Below are 23,305 nucleotides of genomic sequence, written 5' to 3'. Positions count from 1 at the left end.
TTTTGATTTTCTTACCCGGTAATTTCTTCGAGACTGGCCTGCGGATTGCGCTTGCGGCTCTCTTCGACCACAGGCTCTAACGCGGCCTTCAACTCGGAAACGGCAGCATCGAGTGTGTCGGGGTTCTGGCCGCGCACCACCAACTGCGTGCCGAACTCACCCGGCAGCAGGCCAAACGGATAGCTGCCCAGCGACAGGTCGGCATAACGCTTGTCGATGTCGCGCAGGGCATCGGCAGCCCAGCTTTCGCCGACGAAGTTGAGGCGCAGCGTGCGCGACAGAACCTTGCGCCCGGTCCGGAGACGCGGCGCGACATCGGCCAGCATGCCTTCCATGATCTTGGGCACGCCGGCCATGACGAAGACATTGCCGATCTGGAAGCCAGGCGCCGCCGATACCGGATTTGCAATCAACTCAGCGCCATGCGGAATGCGCGCCATCCGGCGGCTGTTGTCGTTCAATGTCCAACCGGCCTTCTCGGATCGCTCCTGCAGCAATTTCAGCGCCGCGGGATGCTCGCTGATATCAACACTGAAGGCCTTGGCCATGCAGTCGGCTGTGATGTCGTCGTGCGTCGGGCCTATGCCGCCGGTCGTCAGGACGTAGTCATAGGTCACGCTCAGGCTGCGCACCGCCTCGACAACCTGGGCTTCATCGTCGCGCACCATGCGCACCTCATTGAGGTCAATCCCCATTGCCCCCAGAAAACGGGCGATTGTGTTGACGTTCGAATCCACGGTACGACCCGAAAGGATTTCGTCGCCGATAATCATGATGGCGGCGGTTGGATTGGAAGTCGTCGTCATGGATAAAGCTCCGGAAGGTCCGCTGATCCGCTTCGCCGGTCTGAAAACAGGCCGGCTGCGTATGCGATACAAGCGATTCTTCGCTGATGTCGAACTGGATGAGGAAGTAATTACGGGTGAGACCACTACAGCACACTGCCCCAACCCGGGCAAGGTGCTGGGGCTGCTTGAGCCCGGTAATGACGCACTGCTGACCTTTGTCGGTGACCCAAAGCGTAAATTGCAATACCGGCTTGAGGCGCTGCGGGCCAAAGACGCTTTTGGGGGTGTTTGGGTCGGCGTCAATACGCAATGGCCGAACCGCGTCATTCCCGTGGCTATCCGTGCCGGCCTGATCCCGGAATTGTCGGGCTATGCCGACCTGCGCCCAGAGGTCAAATACGGCGTCAATGCGCGTATCGACCTGCTGGCGGCCGGGCACGCAACGCAGCCGGATGCCTATATCGAGATCAAGAATGTCCATCTGTCGCGTAACCCCGGTCTGGCCGAATTTCCCGACTGCGTGACCGAACGGGGCGCCAAGCACCTTTACGAACTGATCGCGATGATCCACGCCGGCTTCCGCGCCGTCGTCATCTTCTGCGTCCAGCGCCACGACGTGGAACGCTTCGATATCGCGCGCGACTGCGACCCGGGCTTTGCGCGCGCCTATGACGCCGCGCGCGCCGCAGGTGTCGAATTTCTGGCGACCAGTTTTGAGCTGGCGCCCGACGGCCTGTATTTCCACCGCGCCTTGCCGGTCGCTTAGGCGTCGTCGTTTTTGGCAGCCGGCTTGTTGCCCAGCGCCACCACCGCCATCAGGGCCGCCCCAAGGGCCTGTTCCTGACCAGGTACGGCCATGTAGCGCGGCTCCCAGCGCGGCTTGAACTTGTCCTTGTAGGCGCGCAGCCCCTGAAAGTTATAGATGTCGCCGCCCAACTGGTAGATCACAGAGGCGATCTTGGGCCAGGCGCTCGACAGCGGCCGCGCCTCAAGCCCGGCCAGCGGCGCCAGCCCCATGCTGAAACTGGCATAGCCGCTTTCACGGGCATGGTTGATCAGACGCAGGAACAGGTATTCCATGATGCTGGGCGGCGACTGCGGATGATAACGCATGAGGTCGAGCGTCAGGACAGTGCGCGACTGCAACGGCCACAAATTGGCAAAGGCCATGATCTCGCCGCCGATCCATACCACCGCCACCGGCGTCAGTCGCATATAGTCGGGATCAAAACTGCCGAGCGAATAGCGCTTTTCCTTGGCGTTCTTGCTGTCGAGCCAGGCGTCCGACACCACCTTGAGGCGCGCCATATGGGTATCAAGCGCTTCAGGCGCGATGACTTCGAACCGCGCTTCCAGTGTCTCGTATTTCTTGAGCGTTTGCCGGAAGCCATAGCCCTTCTTGCCCGACAGGTCGAAAGCGGCCGCGTCAACCATGGCCTCCTCACCGATCTTGTACGGCCTGAGGTCCAGGTCGATCATCAGCGGCAGGACGCCCGGCCCCACTTCGTAAAAGCTGAGACGCGCATTGGCCAGCGACGCCATTTCCTTCAGCTTCCACGCCAGGTCTTCCGCTGCCCGCGCATCACCGACCGGCTCGCCCATCACGACCCATTGCCGCCCCGACGTGCCGTACATCAGAAACGCCGTGCGATCGTCGTTCCAAAGGATGTGCTTGTCGCGCAGCAGGGCCAGCCAGGCCTGCGGGTGGGTGGCGTCGGCAATGACTTGTTGGATGCGGTCGGCGTCCTCATCGTCCGGCAGCGGCGGCAGCCAGCGCGCGATGCCGAACAGGCGATAGAGCATGAAGACCGCTATGGTCACGGCGACGATCACCAGCCCGCGCAGGAAGCGCGAAGCGTTGCCGTGATAGGCGAAGTCGCCCCACAGGGTGTGGGCGTAGGGTATGTGTTTATAGAGGTAGAAACCGGTCCAGACGATGGTTCCTAGCGTCGCCACGGTCACGATGATCCATAGCGGGTTAATGGCCATGGTCAGCAGGCTGGAGCGGCGGTTGAAGGCACGATGGCAGGGCAAGAGCAGCAGACCGCACGCCGCCATGGCCATCGCCGGCACCACAGCCAGTTCGCGCGTCAGGCTGAACAGGGCCCCAAGCCAGAACAGGGCCAGGGCGCCGTACCATGCCGAATCGATCCGTTCCCAAAGTCCGCGCGCCAGGAACAGCATCAGCACGCCGATGGCCGCGGCAAAGGCGTGCGACAGTTCGACGAGCACAAGCGGCAGCCAGCGCCGGATCAGCGGCATGGTGGTTGGATTAATCGGCGCGAAGTCGGCGATGAGCAGAAGCGCCCCGGCCAGGAAGATCAGCACGGCGAAGACACGCGGCACCATACGGCTGGCTGTGTCCAGGACGATGCGGTGAGCGGGGCTGGGTGTCATGCGGCGGAAGATCCTTCGCGCCGGGTTATAGCGTCGAATGAAGGATTCGGCAGCTACTTAAAAGTTTAGCCCGCGCGGGCGCACCAGCTGTCGCGGACGTCCAGCGCGTCGCACAGGCCGCGCGCTTGAGCCTCAGTCTTCACCGGCCCGACCTTTAGCCGGACCAGCGACTTGCCCGACTGTGTCACGACCTTTTCATACGACGGCTTCAGGCCTTCGGCCGCCGGGTAGGTGTCGCGCAGGCTTTCCCAAGCCTGCCGGGCTGCCAGCAAGGTGCCGAAAGAGCCAACCTGGATGTTTTTCGCCGCGACTTTTGCGACTTCAGGCACTGGGGCCTTGGCTGCAACCTCGGGCATTGCGGCTTTGGCGACCTCGGGTGCAGCAACCGCAGCGCTGGCGCGAATGGCTTCACGCGCCACGGCCGCAACGGGAATATCGGGCAGTTCCCGCGCGACCTGGGACAGATCGAACACCACGCCGGACGGGCGGGCATCCAGCGGCGCACCGTCGGGGCGCTCAATGTCGAGCGGATCGACCACGGCGATTTCAAGCCTGTCGCGCTTGCGGTCGAACAGGCCGTCATCATTGACGGTCAGGTCCTTGGCCGTCTTGACGGCCAGCGAAATGTCCTTGGGCGAAACCTTGCGCGGATCGGCGGGCGTATCCTTGACAGCGCGGGCGTCGACCTCGATCGCCTGGATACGCGCCCACATCTTGTTCTGCGACCGGTCGTCGCAGCCCGTCAGGCCGGCGACACCCATGAGTGCGGCGCACAAAATTATCACTTTACGAGGGGGCATCAGGTCGGCCATACACGCTAGTCTTCCAGATCGCCTTTAAATCGGCGTTAGAGAAAATGGTTAAGACGTCGGATTTCACGATGCCGGTCACTCATCCCCCCAAAAACATGCCCTCACAAACGCCTGCCGTCCTGGTCACCGCCCGCACGGTTCCTGAGTTGCGCCTTGAGATAGCGCGTCTGAAACAGTCGGGAGCGAGGGTCGGTTTCGTGCCCACCATGGGGGCGCTTCATGAGGGCCATCTGGCGCTGGTGCGTCATGCCCGTTCCCTCTGTGATGTGGTGGCGGTCTCGATCTTCGTCAACCCCCTGCAGTTCGCCCCCACCGAGGACCTCGACCGCTACCCGCGTCAGGAGGCCGCCGACCTGGCCCTGCTGGACAGCATCGGCTGCGATCTCGTCTATCTGCCGACGCCGGAAATCCTTTATCCGAAAGGCTTTGTCAGCCGGATTGAAATGCGCGGCCCGGCGCTGGGTCTCGAGACCGATTTCCGCCCACAGTTCTTTTCGGGTGTGGCGACCGTTGTCTCCAAGCTGTTCCACCAAGTCCAGCCCGATGTCGCCGTCTTCGGCGAAAAGGACTATCAGCAGTTAGCGGTCATTCGCGCCATGACGCGCGATTTCGACCTGGATATCGAGATTGTTGGCCATCCCACCCTGCGCGAGGCCGACGGCCTGGCCCTGTCGTCACGCAATGCCTATTTGAGTGCGGAAGACCGCGCCGTGGCGCCGAAGCTTTACCAGGCGCTGCAGACGATCCGCGACAGCGCCGATAAGGCGAAGGCCATCGAGACGGCCAAGGCTAAGCTTACGGCGGCCGGATTCGGCAAGATCGACTATATCGCCCTGCGCGACGCCGATACGCTGGGCGAGATCACACAGGATACCACCGCGCAACGCCTGCTGGCCGCGCTCTGGCTCGGCAAGACGCGTCTGATAGACAACATAGCGGTTTAGCCTACCAGACCCCCGCCTCTCTTAGCGCCTTAGCCAGTTCCGGCGGCATATCCTGTTCGTGCTCGGAAACATCGCGCGGCGCGTCGGCCGGCTTGAGGTAGCGCCAACCCTGGAACGGCCGGCGCGGCTGGGCCTCGGTCGGGATGTGTTTTGTGTTCAGCCCGATCATCCAATGCGGGTTTTCCTTGTCGTCGGCCGCGTCGAACGAGACGATTTCGCGCCGGCACAGGATCGATCCCTTGATCACCCAGTACAGCGATCCGCCGTTCAGCAGTTCCTCATAGCGCGTCGGCCGGTTGCGCGTGTGGATGTAGGACACGGTGCCGCGCGCCTGCTCCCATCGTAGCAGATCCTCCACACTGTCGGCGCCGACACACAGTTTGACAATATGGATATCACTCACGGTTAACCGCCTTAAACCTTTAGAAGCCAATTCAGGCGCACCCTATATAGGATGAGATACGCGCCGTTCGACAGATATCAAAACATATCGTTTACATATTTGCCGACGCCATAAGCTGCTGTTGTGAATCGCATGAATGAGATCAAGACCGAATCGTCGCTGCAGGAGGCATTAGAGGGCCTGTTCGGCACATCCTTAGGCGAAGGCGCCAGCCTGGTTTCCTTGCCCGGGGGCTCTCGCCTGTTCAGCGCCGGCGACGAATCAGACCACCTGTACCTGCTGCGCTCGGGCCGACTGGGCGTCTTCCGCCACGACGAGGATGTCGACGAACAGAGCCTGATCGGTATCATTCGTCCCGGCGAACCGGTCGGCGAAATGTCGCTGATTGCCGGCACCTACCACACCTCAAGTGTCATGGCCCTGCGCGATTCGGACCTGCTGGCCATGCCGCGCGCCGACTTCCTGAAGGCAATCGATTCGCGCCCCGAACTGCTGCTGGCCCTGTCGCGCAAGATCATCGACCGCGCCCGCCGCACCATCCCCAATGTCACGCCCAACGTCTTCGCCTTCTTCGGCCTGTGCGAAGCCAGCATCCATCCTCTGGTCGAGCGCGTCGCCACCCAGGTGCGAGCGCTGGGCTACAAGGTCGCTGTGCTCGACAAGAGCTTCCACGGCACAACGCCGGAAGCCTTTTCGCGCATCGAGGCCGAGAACGACTTCGTCCTGCACGTCGCCGAAAAGCACGAAAGCCACTGGCGCCTCCTGAGCGCGCGCCAGGTCGATCACGTCTTCCTGGTGGCTGATGCCGAAACAAAGCCGGACCTGTGGCAGACCGAGGGCGAGAAGTCGATGCTTCACCGCGCTCCAGACCTGCTGCTGCTCTACCCGGAAGGTGTGGCCAAGGCGCAGGTTCCCGGGCGGACAAATGCCTGGCTCGGCGCTATCAAGCCTAACCGCTGGTTCCACGCCCATCCCCACGACGTTGCCGACATCGCCCGGCTGGCGCGCATCATCGCTGGCCACAGCGTCGGCGTGGTGTTTTCCGGCGGCGGGGCACGGGCCTTCGCGCAAATCGGTGCCATTCAGGCCCTGCGTGAAGCGCACATCCCCGTTGATTTCGTCTGCGGCTCGTCCATGGGCGCCATCCTGTCGGCCTGCCTGGCCATGCAGTGGGATGACGAGGAGATCGAACGCCGCATGCGCGACGCTTTTGTCGATTCGTCGCCGCTCGACGACATCGCCTTCCCCTTCATCGCCATGACCTCGGGCAAGAAGGTCGACGAACGACTGGAAAAGCACTTCGGCGAGATCATGATCGAAGACATGCCCCTGCCCTACTTCTGCCTGTCGACCAACCTGACCTCGGGCACGCTGAAGGTCCACAAGACCGGGCGTCTGCGCGACGCCCTGCGGGCCTCGATCTCGTTGCCCGGTGTGCTGCCGCCGGTTGTTCAGGATGGCGAAGTGCTGGTCGACGGCGCCGTCATGCGGTCCTTCCCGGCGACCATGATGCGCAACACCCATCTGGGTACAGTTATCGGCGTCGATGTCACCCGCGCGCGCGGCGTCGATCCCAGGGCGCTGTCGGTGCCCAAGAAGCTGACCTCGTGGTTCGCGCGCGGCGACTGGCGCCGCGGCCCACCGATCGTCTCTGTCATGATGCGATCTGCCACCATCACCACTGCTGCCGATCTGGCACAGTCGCGCGCCGCCACCGACCTGTTGATCATCCCCGAACCCGACGGCGTCGAGATTCGCGACTGGAAGGCCTACGACAAGGCGGTCGAGAACGGCTACCAGACGACGGTGCACATCCTCTCACAACTGGACTGCCCGGTGACGACGCTGCGCAAGACCGGCCGCAGCATCCATCCGAACGTCCCGGCCTTCACGCCGGACGACAGCTTCGCCCACGCCGTGGCACAGATCCCGGAAAAACCGCCGGAACGGCAAAAGACAGTCAAGCCGGCCTCAAAGGCCGACCGCAAGCCGCTTCCGAAGGCCAACAAGCAGGCTGAACAATAAAAAGGAGGGCGTCGGCCCTCCTTTTTCGTTTCTGGTTTTTTGCTTCTGTGGAGAGTTAGTCCTTCAGGCCGCCCAGGCGCTTCATGATCAGCCACACCGAGACGCAGACGAACAGGATACCACCGGCGGCCGACAGAACTGAGATCATGGTCAGGTTGGCTTCACTGCCAAGGATGCGGGCCACATTCGGATCGAAACGGGCGCGATAGTAGGTCGCAGCGGCGAAACCGAGGCAGCCCAGGCCCATGGCGCTGAAAAGTATCCACCAGAAGGTCGAGCGGATCATCTTCCACCACGATGCGCCTTCTTCGTTGGCTTCGTCGACCGTCAGAGCCACACGGCCATCGCCGTTGGTCCAGTCGCCGTCGTGACCGAAGGCATCTTCGAAGCTTGCGTCAACGACGGCCGCCTGCGGGGCCTGTACCGGCGCCGGTTGCACGGGGGTCGACTGTGACGTCTGATAGCCTGGCGGCAACGGGCGTTGAAGCTGCTCGCGCCAGTTCAGGCTGTCGCTTTGCGGGGCTGCTTCCGCCTGAGGGGCTGCCGAAAGATCGACAGGCTTCGGTCGCGGGACCTCAACGACAGCATCGTCCTTGGGGATCGGACGCGCATAAGGGTTGAGCGCCGTGATCTGGGGCGGCGGCATATTGGATGCCGACTGTGCGGGCTTCAGGGCAAAGCTTACGACCGACGGGAGAGGTTCGTCATCGGGTTCTGGCTCGGCAGCCTTTGGTGTCTCGATCGGCGCAGGCTTGGGTTCCGGCGTCACCAGGCGCGGCGCGGGCATGGGCTGCAGCGCCGGCTGGGCGACGGGTTGGGGAGCCGGAGCGGGCTTAGGCGTCTGCGGCGTCAGCGGACGGCCAAGACCACCCGCACCATACGGCGAATAAAGGCGCATCAGCGCAGCGGCGGCCTCAGCCTTGCGCGCCTTTTCTGCGTCTTCAGTAGATGTGGCGTCGGCGGCGGGTGCTGCGGTCTGGGCGCTGGCCTTTTCGGCTTCGGCGCGTTCACGCTCAAGGCGTTCCTTGTCGGCGCGCTCGCGGTCCAGACGCTCTTGTTCAAGACGAGCCTGTTCAGCACGGGCAGCTTCGGCACGGGCCTGCTCTTGACGTTCAGCCTCACGGCGCTCGTCGTCCAAGCGCTGTTGTGCCAGACGTTGCTGTTCCTGGCGCTCGCGTTCTTGCTCAAGGCGGGCCTGCTCGAGGCGGGCAGCCTCGGCCTGCTCGCGCTCAATGCGCTCGGCATCAAGACGCATGGCTTCCAGACGGGCGGCTTCGCGCAGGGCGAATTCCTGCTGTTCGCGTTCCAGACGCTCGCGCTCAGCACGCTCAGCATCGAGACGCGCCTGGGTCTGAAGGTCTTCCTGGCGAGCCTGCTCAAAACGGGCCTGTTCCAGACGCGCCAGTTCCGCGCGGACCATTTCGTCGCGCAAAGCGCGTTCGCGCTCCTGGCGTTCCAGCTCAAGCCGCGCTTCTTCGATGCGGGCCTGTTCAAAACGCTGGGCTTCAAGCCGTTGCAATTCCTGCAGGCGCGCCTCCTCGCGCAGGCGGGCATCCTCACGCTGACGCGCTTCTTCGGCCAGCCGCGCCGCGGCCAGCATCTCGGCCTGGCGCTGGGCTTCCTCGCGCATGCGCTGCTCGACCACTTGCTGCTCCTGACGGCGCAACTCTTCCATCCGCAGCTCTTGCTGACGCTGCTCCTGAAGTTTCTGGTCCTGAAGTTTTTGGTCTTCCTGGGCACGGGCGATGGCGGCCTGGATCTCAGGGCTCATCGCCGGTGTCGTGTCGTAGGTGTAGGGCGTCGGGCTGCTGGCGTAGGGCGACGCGCTGTAGGGCGGCGGCAGGGTCGCTGCAGGAGCCACCGGCGCGGGCGCGACCGGAGCGTTTTCAACCGGACGCGGCGCAAAGGCCGCCAGATCGATGACCTGGCGTTCGATAGGCTGGGCAACAGGCTGCGGCGAAGCGGAAATGTCGAAGGTGGCAGGCGTAGCAACCGGCGTCGGCATGACGGCTGGCGCTTCGCCGACCGGGTGCGCGGACAGCATGCCGTTGCGATCCGGCGCATTGAGCTCGGCCGGAATGGACGGCTGCGCGTCGGCCATGTCTTCCATCGGACGGACCAGCAGTGACGGCGCATTGCCGGTGACGTCATCCGGAGTCAGGAAGAGGTTCTTTTCAGCCGCACGACGGCGGATCAGCGGTGCCAGCACATAGGTCTGGCCGTTGAATTCGGCCGAGCGCCAGGCGTCCATGGCCAGGGCCGCTTCGGTCATGCGGCCTTCGTTGATGCGCTTAAGGACGGTCGATTGGGCGAAGTTGTCGACGCCGATATTGAAACAGAAGGAGACGAGCGCGTCGAACGGGTTCTGGTTCAGCGGCACCAGAACCAGGTTGTTGATCGCATCGACGATCGGCAGCAGGTCGAAACGCAGCAGGGCATCGGCGTCTTCCTGGGTGCAGGTGGCGCCTTCCCGGGCCGAAAAGGTGTGACCATAACCCAGTGTCCAGCGGCCGTCGGGCAGACGGGCCGCGGTTGACCGCAGGCCTTCAAAACTCTTGATCAGCTCGACCCCGGCGCGGGAAACCTTCAAACGCGCTCTCATCCCTAATCCTGACCCAAAATGGTCCATACGGAGCGGAATCGTCGCCCCAATGCCCCAAAACAAAACGCCCAATAGCGTGACAATCGTTAACTAGCAAACCACATACCGCGCGGGACTTACAAGAGGATTGTGACAGATACCTATCAGGCCAGTCTTGGGAGGAGAATCATGGCTGCCAGGCCCAGGAAGCTGAAGAATCCGACGCAGTCGGTAACCATGGTCACGAAGATTGGTGAGGCGACTGCCGGATCGCGTCCGATCTTCGACAGACCCAGCGGGATAAGCGTTCCGGCCAGTGCCGCCGCCGTCAGATTGATCATTACCGCCGTGCCGATGACGACGCCGAACAGGACGCCCTGCCACAGACTGGCGGCAACCCCCAGGGCTACGGCGATGGCCGTGCCGTTGATCAACCCCACCCGTACCTCACGCCACAGGGTCCGTGGGGCATTGGCCGCCGTCAGCTCACGCGCCGCCAGCGCCCGGACCGCGACGGTCAATGACTGGGTGCCGGAATTGCCCCCGATCGACGCGACGACCGGCATCAGTACGGCCAGGGCCACCAGCTTCTGGATTTCGTCCTGGAACATCAGGATCAGCGACGACGAGATAAAGGCGGTCAAAAGGTTGATACTTAGCCACGGCAGGCGCGACTTGACCGTGTCGAACACGCCCTGGCGTCGGCCGCTTTCGGAAACACCGGCCAGGGCCAGCATGTCTTCCTGGCTTTCTTCCTGGATGATGTTGACGATGTCATCGACCGTGATCTGTCCGACCAGGCGGCCCGAAGCATCGACAACCGGCGCCGAGATCAGGTGATACTTCTCGAAGATGTAAGCGACCTCTTCCTGGTCCTGATCGACGGTGATTTCGGTCGTCGGTTCCATCAGGTGGGTCAGCGGCAGTTCGCGCTTCGAGCGCATCAGCAGCGACACCGGCAGGGCGCCGACCGGCCTGTGGCTGGGATCCAGCACATAGATGTCGAAGAACAGTTCCGGCAAATCGGCGCCGTTCTCGCGCATGTGGTCGATCGTCTGGCCGACATTCCAGAAGCTGGGCGCAGCCATGACTTCGCGCTGCATCAAGCGGCCGGCCGTCTCTTCCTCGAAGGTCATCGAGGTGACGAAGGCTTCGCGCTCCGATTCCGGCATGGCGGCCAGAACGGCCTTCTGCTGGTCTTCCTCCAGATCTTCGAAAACGGCGGTGGCGTCATCGGAATCGAGTTCCTGCAGCACCTCTGCGATATCGGCCGTGTGCAGGGTCTCGATGACCTCCTCGCGGATATCATCATCCAGTTCGGGCAGGATTTCGGCGAGGGCGTCCGCCGGGATCCACGGGATCACCTGCTCGCGATAGTCTTCGGACAGGAAGCCCAGAAGGTCGGCAACGTCGGCCGGATGCAGGGCGTCCAGCAGTTCGCGCAGGCGCATGCCGTCACCGCGATCGGCGGCATCGATGACCAGGGTGATATATTGCGGATTGAGCGCGTAGTCGTCCTTGAGCGCGAAATCCTCGATCTGCTCAGGCGTCATCAGCTCGCCGCCGATGTCTTCGTCGCGGCCGATCTTGATGTCGTTTTCAGAATCGCCTTTCTTTTGAGCGGTGTCGGACTTCTGGCTCATGGCTCAGGCCTCCCCTTTTGGCGCTCTACGCGGCGCCGCGCTCAAAAACTCATCCGGATGGTGCGGTCAAGAAGACTCGAACTTCCACGCCTTGCGGCACAGCGACCTCAACGCTGCGCGTCTACCAATTCCGCCATGACCGCACGTCATCCGGAGAGGCGCGGGCATAGCAACACTGAAAGCGTTTGTGAAGGGCTTTGTCTGAAAATATCGGCGTGCCTGTGAATATTCACGTCCGGAACAGGATTTTACGACCCCAGAGCCATGTAATCATACACATCGGCCTGGCGCGTCACGACGATCGAGATCTTTTCTTCGAAAATCTGGATTTCGCCGCGCGCCACCGGATGGTTGTTCGCCAGGATCCACACCTCGTCGTGTTCGCGGGCATCGAGCGGAATGACCGCCCCCCGGCCCATGCGCAGCAATTGCTGCATCGGCAGGACGGAACGGCCCAGCAGGACGGAAATTTCGACGGGAACGGCGCCAACCTGGGAAATCGTCACACGATACCTTGCTTGAATTCGAAGCGGTTGCCACCCCATATTTGCGGTGGCGGCATCGGAGACTTGCGTCCGGGGCCAATTTGATAAATGACAAATCATGCTTGACGACGCGTTAATTCCGCCACCTTTTTTATTGGGCGATGACAGCCCGGTCCCCGAATGGATCGTGGCGGAGGGACTCGTCCCCTACCCTGACGCCGTGGCCTTCATGGAGGCCCGTGCCTCTGCCATCGCCGCCGGCGAAGCCCGGGAGTGCATCTGGCTGGTCGAGCATCCGCCGCTCTATACGGCCGGCGTGTCGGCGAAAGAGGCTGACCTGATCGCGCCCGAACGCTTTCCGGTCTTCACGACGGCGCGCGGCGGGCAATATACCTATCATGGCCCCGGCCAGCGCGTGGTCTACGTCATGCTCGACCTCAACCGGCGCAGGAAGGACGTCCGCCTGTTCGTCGAGGCGCTCGCGCAGTGGGTGATCGACACCTTGTGGCGCTTCAACGTCGAAGGCCATATCCGCCCGGGGCGCGTCGGCGTCTGGGTCGAGCGCAAGGATAAGGGCTACAGCCCCCTGAGCGAAGACAAGATCGCAGCGATCGGCATCAAGCTCAGGCGTTGGGTCAGCTTCCACGGCATCAGCCTGAACGTCGAGCCCGACCTCAGCCATTTCGGAGGCATCGTGCCGTGCGGTATTACCGAGCACGGCGTCACCAGCCTGCTCGACCTGGGCCTGCCGGTAACGATGGACGATGTGGACTACGCGCTGCGCATGAGCTTTGAGGCCATATTCGGTCCCGTAGAGGTCAGACCTGAGTCTTGAGTCGATACAGCGTCCGGCCATAGCGGTTGTCGCCGCGCTCACCCGGCATGACGCACAGGTCGATCACCGCCCAGACAAGGACTGCGACAGCGATAAAGTCAAAGAAGCCGACCGGGCGCGGCCAGACCATGACCACCGCGACCAGAATCACCGCCGACCACCAGCCGGACCGGCCACGGTCGTGCAGGCGCTTCGACAGGAGGCAGGCGCCGCCATAGATCAGCGCCGGATAGACGATCCAGCCGGTAACGAACTGCAGTGGCCCGGACACCAGCGCCTCATAGAATGCCAGCACAAGCAGCAGCAACGCCGCCCCTATCAGGAACGGCGTCTGGCGGACGCGGCCTTCGGCGGACAGAAACAGGTGGGCCCAGTCGATCTTCGAGTTCATGCAAACACTTCTCAAAATAAGAGGCGACTGTCGCCAGCCGCCCCGGTAAAGTCAAGTGTGGCCGTACGCCTCGCCTACTCAGTCAGACGCGTCTTCTTGATGGCCTCAAACACCGCCGACAGGGCGGTATTGATCTGGGCGGCGCTGGTCAGGTCGTAGAAGTAGTCGGGGCGCGTGGCGCATGTACGCAGCATGTCCGAATTGCCTTCGATGACCTTGATAACGAAGACGGTTATGCCCTTTGCCTTGGCGTTGGTACAGGCCAATGCCGTGCGGGCGTCGATCGTCGCCGTATTGTTGCTGGCAGCGCTGCCGTTGTTCTCGCCGTCGGTCACGACGATCATGTACTTGCGCGTCGTTTCATCATTGAAGGCGACGCCGCCGGTAAAGGGCTCGCTGGGCGACAGGACTTCCATGCCCCATTGCACGCCGATCGTAACATTTGTCCGGGTGCCGTCCCCGCCCGACGTCAGGCTCGACACGAAGGTTCTTGCCGTCGCGATATTGTCACTCAACCCTTGCACGGCTTTCAAGGAATTATCGGCACAGCTCCGGGCGATGTAAAGGGTATCGACATTGGCGGGGTTCGGCGCATCTGCCTGGGTGTCGTACGGCGCCTTGCGATCGATGACGCAGCCCGGCCAGCCGGCGCGGTTCTCGCTCATGGCCGGGATATTTTCCCAGCGCGTGCCCTGGCCGCTGAATATGCTGTTGACGGAACGTGACAGCGCGGTGGATGCGCCGTAGCCGTTGCCGTAACTGGCACTATAGGTGATCGTGCCTGACGGCAGGTCGACAAAGCAGCCGGTCGTGCCGCTGTAACAGGTGTTCTTCTTGTTCTGAGCGCTCTGATAGTCGCCGTGCGTCACGGTGCCGCCGCTCGATCCCTCGAAATACTGCGTGGTCGTCGTCTGCGTCGAACTGGAGGTCGATGTCGTGCCGGTTTCCGGGTTCACCGTTGTCGTCGGCGTCACGGTCTTGGTCACGGTAATCGTATAGGTCGTTTCCGCGAAGCTGTAGGCTATGCCGGCATATTCGGCGACCATATAGGTGTTGTAGTAGGTACGCTCGACGCCGCCGACCGTCAACTTGTACGTCTGATAGTAGGCCTTGACCGTCTTCTTGCACTCTTCGACATTGGCGCTGGCCTTACAGACCTTGCCGTAGGTATCCCTAACCGCGTTGCACAGATTGCCGTTGGTGCCGCTCTTGCAGCCTTCGCCAACGCTTTGCGTGCCATAATTGATATAGGTATAGGTTGTGCTTGGCGCCAGTCGGACCTGGTGATGGAACGGCACGATGGCGACCTTGGTGCCGGAAACGTTCTTGCCGTCGACCAGGAGGCTCGACAGGACGCTGTCGATCGAGCTCTTCAGATTGACCATCTTGTTATTCTTGGCCATCGATCCGGTGGTGTCGAGCACCAGCGCAATCTCCGACTTCTGCATCTGCGACTGTGCCTTGGCGACGACCTTCACATCGAAGTTGTCGATGCCGATGAAGCCGGCGAAATAGCTCGTGACCTTGGCCGAGACCGTGTAGGTCTGATCCACCGTATTGCCGGTCGTGCTTTTGAGCAGCGCCTTGTTGATCGCGTAGACGGACTTGTCGCTGAAATTGTCGCTGAACGCCTTGTCGGCCGCGATCTTGCGCGTATCGTCCGCCGTAGCGTAGCTGAGCGACATGGAGCGCAGGAGAGCGGCATCAGCGGCATCCTGGAGATGCTTGCGCGCGCTGTCGACACGGGAGAAGTCGATGGCGCCGCCGATGGCGCCGAAGATGGCGAATGCCGACAGGCCGAAGATAACGGCCGTGTTGCCGGCGCGGCTGGCGCCAAAGCGCCGCAACGCACCGATAAGTTTCCGGTACGATCCAACGATAGCAGCCCGGTTTACGAGAAGCGATGTCAAGCTCATGGTCCTTGCCAGTCTACAAGTGGGACGACTGTAGCGGTAAAATCTTAAAATCGGGAAAATCCGGGAACGAAACAACGTAAAGCGTTCCATTCCCGAACATTCACGAAATTATCATCACGCTAAATGCAAGGAACAAGCCATAATTACACAAGTACCGCAGAAACAATACTTAATGAATTGTTAATTAGTCAATCGGATTTTCTTTATGGACTTCATGATCTTGCCCAAGGTTCCACTCAGTTCACTGGCGTTGGACAGGTTGTAATAATAGCCGGTATTTGACGCGCAGGCCTGAAGCTTGTCCGAATTGCCTTGTTCCAGTCGGATGGTGAAGACAGTGATGCCAAGATTTTTGGCATTGGTGCAGGCAAGTGTCATGCGCGCGTCGATCGTCGCTGCGGTCGTCGTCCAGCGGTTCTGGGTATTCAGGCCGTCGGTCAGCACCACCATGTACTTGTTGACCGTCGGATCGGTAAAGGCCGCACCGCCCTGGAAAGGCGCCGACGGCGACAGGACTTCCATGCCCCACTGGATGCCAATGGTGACATTGGTATTGCCGGCCGGCGTCATTTTCTTGGCGTAGGCGCGGACCGAAGCGATATCGGTGGTCAGCGGCACGATCGGAAGCAGGCTGTTGGTGGCGCACTTGGCTGCCGGATATAGGGTCGCCGCGTTGCTGGTCAAAGGTGCATCCGACTGCACGTCATAGGGTTGGGTCCGATCGACAACGCAACCCGACCAGTTGGCCGTACCGACGCCCAACAGATCGTCATTGGTCGTGATGGTGTTGTTGTCCTTGATCGTCGAACCCGTGGCGCCATAACCGCCCGTATAGGGATAGCTATAGGTGATGGTGCCACTGTACTGGCTGTAGTTGTTGTAGCCGGCGTAGGATGGCGTCACGCCCGACGTGCTTGACCAGTAGTATCCGTTGGTCGTCGAATTCCCCTGCTGGCTGGCCGACGAATTGCTCGCGCTGAAAGCCGCGACCCGGTAGTAGCTCAGGTACCGCGTGTTATTTGAGCAGTAATTATAGCAGTTGCTGTTGTAGTACGGATTATTGAACCACGTCGTCGTATAAACGTAATAATAGCCGTTGTTGTACTTCGTATAATTCGACGCATTGGTCGCGCAGGTGGTTCCGGCAGAGTTCGAATAGTTGTTCGTCACCCAGCTGCACAGGTTCTTGGCATTGGTCGTGACGGCATCGCACTGGCCAGCGGTCAAAGTGGTGCAGGTATAGGTCTGGCTGACAGAGGCAAAATTGCCGGCATAGCCCGTCATGCCATTGGCGTCGCTCAAGGCGACCTGGGTGTCGAACGGCACCAGGGCGACCTTGGTCGTGCCAAGATTGTTGCCGGTCACCGGATCGACCAGTGTCGCCAGGACGGTATCGAGGCTGGTCTTCAGCGTCGCCATCTTGCTGTTCTGGGCCATGGAGCCGGTATTATCGAGGACGAAGACGATTTCAGCGGTATTGATGGTTACGCCCGCCTTGGCGACAGCGCTGATCGGAATGGATTCGACACCCACCAGTTTCAGCAGATAGGCCGGAACCACGGCCGTCGCGCTGTACTTCATCACATTGACGTTGTTACTGGTCTCGGTCGTCAGGTCGCCGTCGGCGCCATAGGTCTCGAGGTTCGTTCCCTTGGTGTTGGCGCTGAACGCGTGGTCCGCGGCGGTCTGCTGATTGCTGAGCACCCCGGTCGCGTCGAGCGCGGCGGCAATGGCGGCGCTGTCGACAGCGTCCTGCAGGTGCGCCCGCTCCGTCAGCACCCGGCTGTAGTCGATTCCACCGCCGACCGCCGCCAGGATCGGCACGGCCGCCACGGCAGCGATGATCGACACATTGCCGCCCTGGCCGGCACGCACGCCGAGCAGCCGCCGCAGCGTACGAAGAAGAAACTTGCCAATGATTACCATCGCCCCACCTGGAACTACGCGGTCAATAATCGGCCAACCTTCTGCGGCCTGTAAAATAACAGGCCAAAGGTATCATTCGCCAAATTAGCGAACGATAAAAACTCTTGGTGAATGGATGATTAAGCGTGCATTTTCAGCGCTTTAAGTGATCACGCTGCTCGCAAACCCTTACCCAGTCAAAGGCAGGTTGAGGTCGAGCGCCGCACATAACGCTGCCATGTCTTCCGCCACCGGCGCGGACAGGGTCTTGTCACCGCCGGCCGGATGCGGAAAGGTCAGGGTCAGGGCGTGGAGCATCAGCCGCGGCACGCCACGGCCCTCCAGGCTGAGCACGCCGCCGTAGCGCGCGTCACCGGCGATCGGACAGCCCAGATGCGCCAGGTGGACGCGGATCTGGTGCATGCGCCCTGTATGCGGCATGGCGCGCACCAGTGCGGCGTCCCCGGAACGCCCCAGGACCTCGAAGGCCGTGCTGGCGGTGAGCGCGTCAGGGTGATCGGGTGCGCAGACGCGCGACCAGGCTTCGCGCCCCTGCTCTTCCCGGCGCAGCGCCTCGTTGACCTCGAAGCGGTCCGGCAGGCGGGCGGCATGGGAGACAATGCACAGATAGGTTTTGGCGAAGGCGCGGCGGATCATCGCCTTGCCGAGGAAGGAGGCCACGGGCGTCGTCTTGGCGACCAGCAATATGCCCGACGTGTCGCGGTCCAGCCGGTGGATCAGCTTGGGCCGCTTGCCGTTCGAACGGGCAAAGGCCCACATCAGGTCGTCGAGATTGTGGTGGTCACCACGCCCGCCCTGGCTCGACAGGCCGGACGGCTTGTTGAAGCCCATGATATCGGCGTCTTCATAGATCACCATCGCCTTGACCCAGGCGACGTCGGCGTCGGAGATATCACGCGGCAGCTTGGACGCGGGAATGAACTTCGGCACCTGCGCCGGGCTGGGCTTCCGAGCTTTCAGCGCCTTCAGATGCTGGGGGGAGTGCTTGACCATGGCAAGCCGTTAGCGGCCTGGCGCGGCTTCGTCAAATCAATCAGAAGACGCCCACCGCCAGATCGTCGTCCTGAGTCGGCTGACAGAACCAGTAGAGCAGTATCACGTAACCAAAAACCAAACCTATGAGCAGCCAGAAGCCACTCATATTCAGGTCATGAAGACGGCGTACACACAGGCTAAGCGCCGGGATACTTACCGCCACCCAAACGACGGGTACAGCGTAAAGCACCCACTCGCTGTTAGACACCACTGAAACCCAGCCAACGGCAAAGACAACACTCATCCAGACGGCGATCAGAAAAGCCTGCGTGCTCCAAAACTCTTTGCGTCCACTTCGTCCCTGAAAATCGAAGCTTCGGGCTATCTCCTGGGTCACCGCCTGCACCGGCGTTGCGACCGGCCTGGACGCACCAAACCGGTTGAAAGTGGTACCCACCCGGCGAAGAAATGGAAAGGCGCAAAGAAATACAACGCTCCCGATGGCAAACAGGACCATCAGGAGAAAGATAAGCATAAAGATCAACGGCGTTGCTTCTGGTCGCGCAGGGCCGCCCACGCTTCGAGCCTTTGCCGGACCTTGCCTTCGTGGCCATCGCCCTTGGGATCATAGAAGCGCGGGCGCTTCATGCCGTCCGGGAAATAGTTCTGACCCGAAAAGCCGTCAGGATCGTCCGGGTCATAGATATAGCCCGCACCATAGCCGATATCCTTCATCAGCTTGGTCGGCGCATTGAGGATAACCGCAGGTGGATCGAGGTGCCCTGACTCCTTCGCCAGTTGCTGGGCCTTCTTGAAGGCGGTGTAGATGGCGTTCGACTTGGGCGCTGAGGCCATATGGACCACCGCCTGGGCCAGGGCCAGTTCGCCTTCGGGTGAGCCTAGCACTTCGTAGGTGTCGCGGGCGGCGTTGCACAGCAGAAGCGACATGGGGTCGGCATTGCCGATGTCTTCCGATGCCATGCGGATTAGCCGCCTGGCGATAAACAAAGGATCGTCGCCGCCATTCAGCATCCGCGCCAGCCAATACAGCGCCGCATCCGGGTCCGAGCCGCGCACCGCCTTGTGCAGGGCCGAGATCAGGTTGTAGTGCCCTTCCCGGTCCTTGTCGTGGTTCGGCCGGCGTTTCTGCAGGTGCGCCAGCAGTTCGTCGCTGTCGATAGGCGCATCAAAACCCATATGATCGAGGGATTCGACCAGGCTGAGGATGTAACGGCCATCGCCATCGCTGAGCAGTTTCAGCGTCTCGCGCGCCTCTGGCGTCAGTGGCAGCTTATGACCGATATGATCTTCGGCGCGGTCGATGATCTGATCCAGCGCCGCATCATCCAGGCGGCGCAGGACAAAGACCTGGGCGCGCGACAGAAGCGCCCCGTTCAGTTCAAACGACGGATTCTCCGTCGTCGCGCCGATCAGGGTGACGACGCCCGCCTCGACATAAGGCAGGAAGCTGTCCTGCTGGGCGCGGTTGAAGCGATGGATTTCGTCGACAAACAGGACGGTGCGCGCCCCCATGCGGTGGCGTTGCTGTGCTGCCTCGAACACCTTCTTCAGGTCCGCAACGCCGGAAAAGACGGCGGAGATCTGCTGGAATTCGTAACCCGCCGCTTCGGCCAGCAGGCGGGCGATCGTCGTCTTGCCGACACCCGGAGGGCCCCACAGGATCAGGCTGGGCAAGAAGCCGCGCTCGATCAGCCGCGAAATGGCACCGTCGGGCCCCAGCAGGTGGTCCTGGCCGACGACCTCAGAAACGGCTTTCGGCCGCAGGCGATCCGCCAGCGGCTTTGAAGCCTCGTCGACCTTGGGCATGGCGTCACGAATGACGGGCTGGGTGTCGCCGAACAGGTCGGCAGTCGGGGAAGCGGCCATGAAACAAATATAGAACAATTGTCCTGTGTTTCAATGACCTTTCATAATCCCGGTTATCGGCCGTCGCCGAATTTCGTCGTCGTGGCCTCTTTGGCCTTTAGTGCCGCCTGGGCGTTTTTCGACAGGGTAACCTCAAAGGCCGGCCCGAAGCTGTCGCCACCGGACTTGCCCGCGGCTGATACGTATTCGACCGGCTTCGGCTTCAGGACATATTGCACCCTGGCCGAGCCCTGGACGTCCCCAATCGCTGGAATGGCACCACTCATTGGCATGCCTCCACAACGCCGGATCATGCTCCGGCAAGGTCACGCTACACCTCCCGGCTTAAGTCCAGCCTAAGCAAGAGCGTTAACGGCAGGCATAAAAAAGCGCCGCTGCTTACGGCAGCGGCGCAGGATCTGGAGCATTGTCCAAGCGTTAGAAGTTGAAACGGATACCCGTCGAATAACGCGGACCGAAGCGTTCATGCTCGATCGGCTTGTCTTCGGTGCCGCCATAACGCACGGCTGGCTGGTTGCCGATGTTCGACGCGTCCATGTACCATTCCAGGTTTGTGTTGATCTGGTAGCGGACCGACAGATCGATTTCCTCGTCGGCTGCCCAGTAGACGTCGCCATTGTCTGCAGCAACCACATTGGCGCCGGCCAGCTGGTAGCCACCGATATCCTGGACCCAGTCCGTACGGTACTGATAGGCCAGGCGAACGGTCACGCCGTACTTTTCGTAGATGGCCTGCAGGTTATACACGCCGTCAGAGGTACCCGGCAGGCTGACGGTACGGGCCGGAACGCCGTTGGCGGCAGGAACCGTCACTTCCGAATTGGCAAGCGTCGCCGAGGCCCGGACACCGAAGCCACCCAGCCAGGCCGGCAGGTTGTTTTCAGCAACAAAGTCTTCCGCTGTTTGCGACACATAGACTTCGAAGCCGCTTAAGCTGCCGTTGCCGCCATTACGCAGGGTCGTCAGGGTATAGCCCGAACGATCGGTCGCGCCGGAATTCAGCACGTCGCGGTTAAAGACGCCGGTCTGGCTGAACAGAACATCCTTGATGTCCTTGTAGAAGAAGCCGGCCATGACGAAGCCGTTCTTCGGATACCATTCCAGATAGGCGTCGAAGCCTGTCTGCTTTTCAGGCTTGGCGTCAGGGTTGCCGCCGCTGATCGTCTGGTTGGCGTCGCTGTAGGTGAAGTTCGGGCGCAGGTCGTCGAAGTCAGGACGCGAGGCCGTCGAGGTCACACTGAAGCGCGCCTTGAGGTCGTCACGGAGGTTCCAGTTCACGTGGACGCTCGGATAGGCCAGCGTGTCTTCGCTTTCGGTATGAACCACGCGGTAGTCGGCCGGTCCGCTGGCAGCGAAGTTGACCAGGGCTTCCCCGGTGTTCTGGACCTTTTCGACGCGCACGCCGTAGACCAGGTTGCCCCAGCTCATGTCGGTCGTCGCCATGACGTAACCGGCCGTCTGGGTTTCGGTCACGCGCCAGAAGTTCTGGGCGGCGGCCGTATCATCGCGCACCAAAGCGCCGGCGGCATCGGCGGCAGCGACGAAGGCCTTGGTCGTTTCCTTGTCCGTGTAGTTGAAGGTGTAGCCCAGCTCCTGCTCACCCTTGTACGGAATGGTCGAGGTCAGGCTGGTGTAGGTCGGGGCCGTGATGCCCTTAGCCGTCAGGGTCGTGGGCGTACCGGTATACTGAACCGGGGTGTTCTTCTTGCGGCGCGCCGTGATCAGGCCGCCAAACTCGACCTTGGTGTCGCGGCCGAACAGCTGCGTCCTGCGATCGACATCGATCTTGGCCGTATCGGCGATCGTCAGTTCACCGCCCTCGATACGGAAGACCGAAGTCATCGGCGTCGAGAAGGCTTCGGCCGACTGCGTGGCCGCTCCCTTGGTGCGCGCCGTGTCGGTGCCGCCGGTCGTGAACAGGTGGACGGTGTTATGGTCCGGGTCGCGGAAGTCGTAATCGACGGTCGGACGCGCGCTGAACGTCGACGGGCTCTGGAAGGCGAAGCCGACAGGCTGGTCCGCACCGTTTGAAGCCTGGGTCTGGTTGACGCGCCACGAAATGTCGAAATCGCTCCAGCGATGCTCACCGCCGAAGGTCGTCGTACCAAGCGATTCCTTCGAGTCGCGGTAGTCGACGCGGCCGTTCAGGCGCGCGCCATAGACGGTGCCCTGGGTCGGGTCATTGGCCGTGAAATAGGCGTCGCTGTTATAGGCAACCTTGGCCGCGCTGGTGCCCTGGTCGAGACGCACGATGAAGTTGTCGCGCAGTTCGTCGTCGTGGAACTGGGTCCAGATGGTCGAGGCGAAGACCGTGTTGTTATCGTCGATCTTGTAGTCGGTGCGCAGCGACAGCGAGTCGTTGTAGCGCGTCAGACGGTAGTTCTTGTATTCGAACTCGCGGGCGAAGCGCTTGCCCGGCGCGGCGGCGCGTTCCGGCAGATAGGGATCGACTTCCCAGTTCTCGGTCGCCATTTCGCGTTGATAGTGTGAGGCCTGGGCAACTACGCCCAGCTTGCCATTCAGGAAAATGTTGGAATAGACGAAGTTCGCGTCGTATTCCTGACCGCCACCCAGGGCGACCGTGCCGAGCCCCAGCTTGCCGGTGATCTTCTGGCCGGCGTAATCAAAGGCGCGGCGGGTACGAATGTCGATATTGCCGGCGACCGTGTCACCCGGCATGGACGGCACGATGGCCTTCTGAACGGTGACCTGCGACGCGATGGCCGACGGGATATTGTCAAAGCGCGAGTCGCGCCCTTCCGCCGATACGACGCCCAGGCCGTCGAACGAGATGGTCGCCCAGCGGCGCGGCATGCCGCGCAGGTTGACGTAGCGGGCCTGGCCCTGGTCGCGCTCAACGCCGACGCCGGGGAGACGGCCGATGGCGAAGGCAATGTTCTGGTCCGGCAGGTCGCCGATAGCGTCGGCCGACAGGACGCTGACCAGCGAGTCGGAGGCCTTCTGGACGCGCAGGGCGGCGGCTTCGCTTTCGGCCAGTGGACGGCGGCTATGAACGACGACTTCCTGCGCGTCATCACCGGCAGCTTCGGCAGCCTGCGCCTGTGCGTAGCCGGCAAACAGCGCCACGCCCGTCATAAGCGCGGCCTTAAACGCTGCGCCCTTCATCGAAAAGGTCATTGGTATCCCCAGATCCCAGACGGCCGGACCTCCGGCCGTCATTGCTGAGGGCCGTTAGGGGGAATTTGTGACGTCGCCGCTACAGAGCCATGTCAGTTTGGTGACAGATGCCTGTCAGGCCCGTTTTGAGCCGTCATCGCAGCGAGGTGTTGCAATGAT

19 protein-coding genes and 1 tRNA gene are annotated in these 23,305 nt (G+C 61.8%); 4 read left to right on the top strand and 16 right to left on the bottom strand.

Going from position 1 to position 23,305, the window contains the following annotated elements; translation table 11 throughout:
- Nucleotides 1–11 precede the first annotated feature (11 nt).
- Nucleotides 12–806 (bottom strand): competence/damage-inducible protein A, encoded by a 795-nt coding sequence (locus tag AC1DON_RS11910; RefSeq protein WP_476935019.1) that lies wholly within the window; start codon nucleotides 804–806, stop codon nucleotides 12–14.
- On the opposite strand from AC1DON_RS11910, the gene sfsA reads away from it, so the two are divergent.
- Nucleotides 805–1,554: a DNA/RNA nuclease SfsA gene (gene sfsA, locus AC1DON_RS11905; RefSeq protein WP_476935018.1), complete on the top strand. Its 750-nt coding sequence runs from the start codon at nucleotides 805–807 to the stop codon at nucleotides 1,552–1,554. The genes AC1DON_RS11910 and sfsA overlap by 2 nt on opposite strands.
- On the opposite strand, the gene AC1DON_RS11900 is transcribed toward sfsA, so the two are convergent.
- Nucleotides 1,551–3,185 (bottom strand): phosphatidylglycerol lysyltransferase domain-containing protein, encoded by a 1,635-nt coding sequence (locus AC1DON_RS11900; protein WP_476935017.1) that lies wholly within the window; start codon nucleotides 3,183–3,185, stop codon nucleotides 1,551–1,553. The two genes, sfsA and AC1DON_RS11900, sit on opposite strands and share 4 nt — an antisense overlap.
- A 65-nt stretch (nucleotides 3,186–3,250) precedes the next feature.
- Nucleotides 3,251–3,961: an SPOR domain-containing protein gene (locus tag AC1DON_RS11895; protein ID WP_476935016.1), complete on the bottom strand. Its 711-nt coding sequence runs from the start codon at nucleotides 3,959–3,961 to the stop codon at nucleotides 3,251–3,253.
- Between the two features lie 131 nt (nucleotides 3,962–4,092).
- On the opposite strand from AC1DON_RS11895, the gene panC reads away from it, so the two are divergent.
- The gene (panC, locus tag AC1DON_RS11890; protein WP_476935325.1) at nucleotides 4,093–4,941 is read left to right on the top strand and encodes a pantoate--beta-alanine ligase; all 849 of its coding nucleotides are present in this window, start codon (nucleotides 4,093–4,095) and stop codon (nucleotides 4,939–4,941) included.
- A 1-nt stretch (nucleotide 4,942) separates the two neighbouring features.
- On the opposite strand, the gene AC1DON_RS11885 is transcribed toward panC, so the two are convergent.
- Complete coding sequence (locus AC1DON_RS11885) at nucleotides 4,943–5,344, bottom strand: DUF1489 family protein (protein ID WP_476935015.1); 402 nt, start codon at nucleotides 5,342–5,344, stop codon at nucleotides 4,943–4,945.
- A 132-nt stretch (nucleotides 5,345–5,476) separates the two neighbouring features.
- Here AC1DON_RS11885 and AC1DON_RS11880 point away from each other — a divergent pair, with 132 nt between their 5' ends.
- Nucleotides 5,477–7,369: a patatin-like phospholipase family protein gene (locus AC1DON_RS11880; protein ID WP_476935014.1), complete on the top strand. Its 1,893-nt coding sequence runs from the start codon at nucleotides 5,477–5,479 to the stop codon at nucleotides 7,367–7,369.
- Nucleotides 7,370–7,424: 55 nt separating this feature from the next.
- On the opposite strand, the gene AC1DON_RS11875 is transcribed toward AC1DON_RS11880, so the two are convergent.
- The 4 genes from AC1DON_RS11875 to AC1DON_RS11860 form a co-directional block, all read right to left on the bottom strand.
- Nucleotides 7,425–9,971, bottom strand: coding sequence for a lysozyme (locus tag AC1DON_RS11875; protein WP_476935013.1), 2,547 nt, complete (start codon nucleotides 9,969–9,971; stop codon nucleotides 7,425–7,427).
- A gap of 143 nt (nucleotides 9,972–10,114) precedes the next feature.
- Nucleotides 10,115–11,593, bottom strand: coding sequence for a magnesium transporter (gene mgtE, locus AC1DON_RS11870; protein ID WP_476935012.1), 1,479 nt, complete (start codon nucleotides 11,591–11,593; stop codon nucleotides 10,115–10,117).
- A gap of 58 nt (nucleotides 11,594–11,651) precedes the next feature.
- Nucleotides 11,652–11,736: transfer RNA gene (locus AC1DON_RS11865), tRNA-Leu, on the bottom strand.
- A gap of 105 nt (nucleotides 11,737–11,841) precedes the next feature.
- Nucleotides 11,842–12,093 (bottom strand): FliM/FliN family flagellar motor switch protein, encoded by a 252-nt coding sequence (locus AC1DON_RS11860; RefSeq protein WP_425353176.1) that lies wholly within the window; start codon nucleotides 12,091–12,093, stop codon nucleotides 11,842–11,844.
- Nucleotides 12,094–12,196: 103 nt separating this feature from the next.
- Between AC1DON_RS11860 and lipB the strand changes: the two genes are divergently transcribed.
- Entirely contained in the window at nucleotides 12,197–12,913 is a 717-nt protein-coding gene (lipB, locus tag AC1DON_RS11855) for a lipoyl(octanoyl) transferase LipB (protein WP_476935011.1), read from the top strand.
- On the opposite strand, the gene AC1DON_RS11850 is transcribed toward lipB, so the two are convergent.
- The 8 genes from AC1DON_RS11850 to AC1DON_RS11815 form a co-directional block, all read right to left on the bottom strand.
- Complete coding sequence (locus AC1DON_RS11850) at nucleotides 12,897–13,304, bottom strand: DUF805 domain-containing protein (RefSeq protein ID WP_476935010.1); 408 nt, start codon at nucleotides 13,302–13,304, stop codon at nucleotides 12,897–12,899. The genes lipB and AC1DON_RS11850 overlap by 17 nt on opposite strands.
- 74 nt (nucleotides 13,305–13,378) lie before the next feature.
- Nucleotides 13,379–15,214 (bottom strand): TadE/TadG family type IV pilus assembly protein, encoded by a 1,836-nt coding sequence (locus AC1DON_RS11845; protein ID WP_476935009.1) that lies wholly within the window; start codon nucleotides 15,212–15,214, stop codon nucleotides 13,379–13,381.
- A 186-nt stretch (nucleotides 15,215–15,400) separates the two neighbouring features.
- Nucleotides 15,401–17,146 (bottom strand): vWA domain-containing protein, encoded by a 1,746-nt coding sequence (locus tag AC1DON_RS11840; protein ID WP_476935008.1) that lies wholly within the window; start codon nucleotides 17,144–17,146, stop codon nucleotides 15,401–15,403.
- A gap of 168 nt (nucleotides 17,147–17,314) precedes the next feature.
- Nucleotides 17,315–18,139, bottom strand: coding sequence for an RluA family pseudouridine synthase (locus tag AC1DON_RS11835; RefSeq protein ID WP_476935007.1), 825 nt, complete (start codon nucleotides 18,137–18,139; stop codon nucleotides 17,315–17,317).
- A 40-nt stretch (nucleotides 18,140–18,179) separates the two neighbouring features.
- Nucleotides 18,180–18,656: a DUF805 domain-containing protein gene (locus AC1DON_RS11830; RefSeq protein WP_476935006.1), complete on the bottom strand. Its 477-nt coding sequence runs from the start codon at nucleotides 18,654–18,656 to the stop codon at nucleotides 18,180–18,182.
- A 5-nt stretch (nucleotides 18,657–18,661) separates the two neighbouring features.
- Nucleotides 18,662–19,948 (bottom strand): replication-associated recombination protein A, encoded by a 1,287-nt coding sequence (locus tag AC1DON_RS11825; RefSeq protein ID WP_476935324.1) that lies wholly within the window; start codon nucleotides 19,946–19,948, stop codon nucleotides 18,662–18,664.
- A gap of 113 nt (nucleotides 19,949–20,061) precedes the next feature.
- Nucleotides 20,062–20,274, bottom strand: coding sequence for a hypothetical protein (locus AC1DON_RS11820; protein WP_476935005.1), 213 nt, complete (start codon nucleotides 20,272–20,274; stop codon nucleotides 20,062–20,064).
- A gap of 151 nt (nucleotides 20,275–20,425) precedes the next feature.
- Nucleotides 20,426–23,146, bottom strand: coding sequence for a TonB-dependent receptor (locus AC1DON_RS11815; protein ID WP_476935004.1), 2,721 nt, complete (start codon nucleotides 23,144–23,146; stop codon nucleotides 20,426–20,428).
- Between the last annotated feature and the right edge of the window lie 159 nt (nucleotides 23,147–23,305).

It is taken from the genome of Asticcacaulis sp. P4_H10, from assembly GCF_056400965.1.
The sequence above is the reverse complement of the archived record's forward strand: the minus strand, read 5'-3'. Positions and strand labels throughout refer to the sequence as shown.

What these genes read in the sequence shown, in the direction of transcription:
- AC1DON_RS11815 (WP_476935004.1), bottom strand. Translation starts at nt 23,146, where the DNA reads ATGACCTTTTCGATGAAGGGCGCAGCGTTTAAGGCCGCGCTTATGACG.
- mgtE (WP_476935012.1), bottom strand. Translation starts at nt 11,593, where the DNA reads ATGAGCCAGAAGTCCGACACCGCTCAAAAGAAAGGCGATTCTGAAAAC.
- AC1DON_RS11820 (WP_476935005.1), bottom strand. Translation starts at nt 20,274, where the DNA reads ATGAGTGGTGCCATTCCAGCGATTGGGGACGTCCAGGGCTCGGCCAGG.
- AC1DON_RS11835 (WP_476935007.1), bottom strand. Translation starts at nt 18,139, where the DNA reads ATGGTCAAGCACTCCCCCCAGCATCTGAAGGCGCTGAAAGCTCGGAAG.
- sfsA (WP_476935018.1), top strand. Translation starts at nt 805, where the DNA reads ATGGATAAAGCTCCGGAAGGTCCGCTGATCCGCTTCGCCGGTCTGAAA.
- lipB (WP_476935011.1), top strand. Translation starts at nt 12,197, where the DNA reads ATGCTTGACGACGCGTTAATTCCGCCACCTTTTTTATTGGGCGATGAC.
- AC1DON_RS11850 (WP_476935010.1), bottom strand. Translation starts at nt 13,304, where the DNA reads ATGAACTCGAAGATCGACTGGGCCCACCTGTTTCTGTCCGCCGAAGGC.
- AC1DON_RS11880 (WP_476935014.1), top strand. Translation starts at nt 5,477, where the DNA reads ATGAATGAGATCAAGACCGAATCGTCGCTGCAGGAGGCATTAGAGGGC.
- panC (WP_476935325.1), top strand. Translation starts at nt 4,093, where the DNA reads ATGCCCTCACAAACGCCTGCCGTCCTGGTCACCGCCCGCACGGTTCCT.
- AC1DON_RS11875 (WP_476935013.1), bottom strand. Translation starts at nt 9,971, where the DNA reads ATGAGAGCGCGTTTGAAGGTTTCCCGCGCCGGGGTCGAGCTGATCAAG.
- AC1DON_RS11840 (WP_476935008.1), bottom strand. Translation starts at nt 17,146, where the DNA reads ATGGTAATCATTGGCAAGTTTCTTCTTCGTACGCTGCGGCGGCTGCTC.
- AC1DON_RS11830 (WP_476935006.1), bottom strand. Translation starts at nt 18,656, where the DNA reads ATGCTTATCTTTCTCCTGATGGTCCTGTTTGCCATCGGGAGCGTTGTA.
- AC1DON_RS11900 (WP_476935017.1), bottom strand. Translation starts at nt 3,185, where the DNA reads ATGACACCCAGCCCCGCTCACCGCATCGTCCTGGACACAGCCAGCCGT.
- AC1DON_RS11910 (WP_476935019.1), bottom strand. Translation starts at nt 806, where the DNA reads ATGACGACGACTTCCAATCCAACCGCCGCCATCATGATTATCGGCGAC.
- AC1DON_RS11825 (WP_476935324.1), bottom strand. Translation starts at nt 19,948, where the DNA reads ATGCCCAAGGTCGACGAGGCTTCAAAGCCGCTGGCGGATCGCCTGCGG.